The sequence below is a fragment of the Frankia sp. CoBUL1 genome, from assembly GCF_978021245.1.
Window position 1 is genome coordinate 1 of record NZ_CDXDOS010000271.1, and the last position, 4377, is coordinate 4377.

Annotated in this window: 2 protein-coding genes; both read right to left on the minus strand. The window is 72.7% G+C overall.

Annotated elements, in window-relative coordinates; genetic code table 11:
- Positions 1 to 3481, minus strand: a 3481-nt coding sequence (locus tag AC08OX_RS15370; protein ID WP_476608442.1) for a winged helix-turn-helix domain-containing protein, incomplete at its 3' end; no start/stop codon positions are given.
- A gap of 139 nt (positions 3482 to 3620) precedes the next feature.
- Entirely contained in the window at positions 3621 to 3920 is a 300-nt protein-coding gene (locus AC08OX_RS15375; RefSeq protein WP_011435374.1) for a DUF4193 family protein, read from the minus strand.
- Positions 3921 to 4377 lie beyond the last annotated feature (457 nt).

Consider the following 4377-nt stretch of genomic DNA (forward strand, 5'->3'; position numbering starts at 1 on the left):
CCCTGGAACCGGGTGAGCGCTCACGCGCCCCCGGCTGCCCTGGGGAGATCGGACTTGTTCCCGTCCCAAGGCCGTAGCCCGCCGGACCGGAGGGGCCGGAGGGGCCGCGCGGGACGTCGGCCCCCTGCCTGTCACGGTCAGGCGGCGCCGAGCGCGCCGCGGGGGTCATGAGGGCCGGACGTGCCATTCGCCCGCTCATGACGGATCGACGTGGGGTGGCCGGCCACGCGGGCGCGGGCACCGCCACCTCTCCGCTCGGCGTCCCCCCGCTCGGCACCTCCAGGCCGGCCGCCCCCACGGGCGGCACCCCCGCCCCGGATACGGCCATGACCGGTCCGCCGTCGGTCGGCGTCCGCGGGTTCACCGCGGCGGCGGACTCCGTCGTGGCCATGGCCCGCAGAGTCGACACGAAGAACGGATGTGCGGCGGAGAGGCCGGGATGGGCATCCAAGATCGCCAACGGTTCGCCGCCGAATTCGAGGAACGGGCCAGCGAGTCCCTCGTCCTCGGCGAGCGCGAGGGCACGCGCCAGCAGGTCGGTGGCCCGCGCATGGTCATCACGCCGCGCGGCCGCCACCGCTGCCACCACACATGCCGACACCACCGAACTGCCTCCGCCACCGTCCGCCCGCAGCAGAGCCGCCACCGCGTGCTCCGCTCCCTCTAGATCAGCGCACGCGAGGTTCGCCCGGGCCGCCGCGAGCGCGAGAGCATGGTCCGGCCGGCGGGTGTCAGCCAGCTGTCCCAGCAGCTGCCGGGCAGCCTGGGCGTTCCCGACGGCGATCAGCAGATCGGTCTCGGCGGCGCGCCACAGCGACAGACACAGCGGCGGTCCGGCCGGTCGTCCTCGCGACGCCAGGAGACGGCGGGCAGCCCGCACATCGTCCGCCTCCCCACGCCGGCATCGCGCCCTCGCCTCCAGTACGACGATCAGATCGAGCAGGTAGGGAGGATGCGCCGGGGTGAAGGCCATCCGCGCGAGGTCGAGATGGTGCGTGACGCGCACGTCGTCGACCCGGGCGGCCGCCACCATCGCATGGGCGAGATGCACCTCGACCAGGCCTGCCGGCATGTCGGTCCGACCATCCGAGGATGCGGGGACGACCGTGGGATCGACCGGGCTGGCAGTGATCACAGCGGCGGTGGCGACCGCCGCTGCCGCGCTGGACTCGGCCTGCCGCAACCGACCTCGTAGCACGTAGGCGAGAGCCATCGCCCCGGACGCCGATGCCTCGACCGTCCGCAGACCGGTATCCCGGGCCGCCGTCATCGCCTCCCGCAACGCCTCCAGCGCCAGGTCGGGACGGCCGAGCCAGAGCTCCGCCCGCCCGCGCGCACACCAGGCCACGGCCGCCGCGACCATGTCGGAACCATCCACGCCACCATCCACGCCACCACCGGTCGATCGCGCGACGATCCCGGCCGGGCGGTCCGGCGGGGCCCCACCGACGACGGAGCCGGGGCGGGCCACGTCTCCCCCGACGTGATCACGTCGAACACCGGCCGGCTCCCGTCCGGGACCTTCGGCGCCCCCGGCGGGGCCGGCGGGCAGGAACCGGGGATCTCCCGGCGGCCGCACGTCGGCGGGCGGTCGTGGCCGGCCCTTCCCCGCGGCCTCCGCCCGCCCCGTCACACCGGCAACCACCGGACCAACCGGCTGCGGCACGGCGCCCGGCCTGCCCGGGGAGCGTAGCAACCGGCGGGTGATGCTCAGCATCTCCTCGCACGCCCCGGCGAGCTCCGCCCGGCGCAGGTCGACGAGATCGGCCCGGACCGCGAGCGCGCGACGACGGGACACGACCGCCGCGGCGATGCTCCCCCGGGCCACCTGCAGGTATCTGGTGGCCGCCCCCACCTGTCCCCGGCCCAGCCGGCCCACGGCGGCGACCAGGGCGCACTCCGGCGACCACGAGGCCGGGGAGTCCGGCATCCCCGTCATGATCGGGCTGAACCCCGCGACGCCGCCATGCAGGGCGTCCACCATCTCGGGCCCATCGACGAGCAGACAGGCCGCGTACCACCAGTCCCCGGCATGCGCGGCGTGATGTACCGCGTCCGTCGTCCGACGGTGCGCGGCGAACCAGATCGCGGCTCGCAAGTGAAGCTCAGCGGTGTCCTCGTCGCCGTCCGCGGCCAACGCGGAACGCAGCACCGCGGCAAGCAGTCGGTGAAAGCGGAACCATCCGCCGTCGTGGTCGAGCTCGACCACGAAGCCGTCGGCACGCGCGAGTGCCGCCAGAACTTCCTTCCCGCTCACCCGTGCACCCACCGTGGGTGCCGGCGCGGCACGCGAGCCGGTAGCCGCCGCCAGGACGCCCGCGTCCATCCGCTCGGCCGCGACGGCGTCCGTCAGCGGCCCGGTCATGCGCTCCAGGACACTGATCCGCAGGAGGAAGCGGCGTACCGGCGGCGGCTTACCGGCTAGCACCTCGGCCCGCAGGAAATCGGCGACCGCGGGATGGCCGGCCACGGCGCCGGAGAAACCAGCCGTGTCACCGAGGCCACCGGACGGGGATGCGACGGCCGCTTCCCACCGCCCGTCCGCCCCCGGCAGTGGTCGTCGTTCCCGTGCGGCGAGCGCCCCGGCCGCCAGCCGCAGCCCAGCCGCCCAGCCCTCGGTGACGTGCACGAGACCGCTCACCGTCGCGGGCGACGCCGTGATCTCCTGCCGGCCCGTAATCTCCTGCCGGCCCGTAATCTCCTGCCGGCCCGTGATCTCCTGCCGGCCCAGGAGCGCGGTGGCCTCCGCCCGGGTGAAGGCGAGATCTGTCGGGCCGATCTCGGTGATCCACCCGGCGGCCCGCAGCCGGTGCAGCGCCACGGGCACCGTCCGGCCCATCAGAATGATCCGGGCCCGATCCGCGGCCCCGTCGATCAGCAGTTCGAGGCCGTCGAGGTCCGAACGCCGGGTGATCAGATGCACGTCGTCGAGGATCAGTATGAAGGACGTCGGTAGGTCGGCGAGGATGTTGGCGAGCCATCGGTAACGCCGATCATAAAGATCGTCGGCCGCGGGACCGTACCGGCTCCCAAAGCCCTCACCGGCCGGGAGCAGACCGTGTCGTTCCAGCCCGTGCAGCAGCTGCGGCCACAGTGGGAGGCCCGGCCCCCCGCCGCGCGGGCCGGGGACGACCGCCGGATCGACCCGCACCCACACGATCGGCGTCTCCCCCCGCCGGGCCGCGGCCCAGGCCGCGACCAGCACCGTCTTGCCCGAGCCGGCCGGAGCCCGCACCACCGTGAGGGGCAGGACGGTGGCGGCGTCGAGTGCGTCGAGCAGCCGTGGTCGATCGACATGACCCGGCGGGGCCGGCGGGGGGACGAACCGGTTCAGGAGCAGCGGCAGGCTTTCGGGACCGTCCGCGGGATCCTCCTCCCCGGGACGGGGAGCGGCATCCTCCGGGCGGAGGGGCCGTCGACCCTCAAATGCGGCAGGACGGGACCGGACGGAACCGGACATCGGTGACTGTTCGTCGAGCATCCGCACCACCCCCAGCGACAAGCTCGCGTTAGGTAGTGGTACGCCTACTCAGACGACCGGGCAACCAGGCAACCGGGCAACCGGGCAACCGGTCCGCACCGCCCGCCGTCGAGGGACACCCCGCCCCGGGACCCGGCCCTCAGGCCGCGCAGTCCGAACAGACGACGTGACGGACGTCTGCGAGCTGGCTGCGGTGCTGCACCAGGAAGCATCGAGTGCAGGTGAACTCGTCGGCCTGCCGGGGAAGTACCCGCAGCGACAGTTCCTCGTCGCGCACCTCCGCATCCGGAAGGTCCAGCTCGGCCTCGAGGGCGTCCATGTCGTCCCCCAGGTCCGCCGCCGCACCGGCGCGCTGCGCCTTGAGCGTCTCCAGGCTCTGTTCCTGGAGCTCGTCCTCCTCGACATCCGTGCTTCGCCGAGCGTCGAAGTCACGAGCCATGCGTCTCCTTCCTTTCCCTGCCGTCGTTCACCCAATGGGTATGCCAACCCATCGGTCCTGGGTTCGACCGAGCGTGAGGAGCCATGAAACACGGCACCTCAGGACATCGGCTGGTTATAGTACGCAGTGACCCCAAAGATTGAGGTGACGCGATGCCCTGTATCCGCATTTCCGGGTGCCTCCACCACATCCAAGGGTCCCGGCCGGAACGCGGATCTCCAGAGCCGAGCGAAGGATACGGGGCGGAACCGTGTCAGGCCAGACAGCGCCTGGCTGGCGCGGTGTCACTCCCGCCACAGCCATGATCAAACATCACGACTCCGGTGGACCGTCCGCATCTCGATCGATGCGGCACCGTACACCACCTGGACGCCGCGCCGTCATCGGATGGTCGGAAAGGGCCACGCAAGCCTGGGGGCCGACCGGCTGGATCTAGCGGGATTTTCCTAGATAAGTT

What these genes read in the sequence shown, in the direction of transcription:
- AC08OX_RS15375 (WP_011435374.1), bottom strand. Translation starts at nt 3,920, where the DNA reads ATGGCTCGTGACTTCGACGCTCGGCGAAGCACGGATGTCGAGGAGGAC.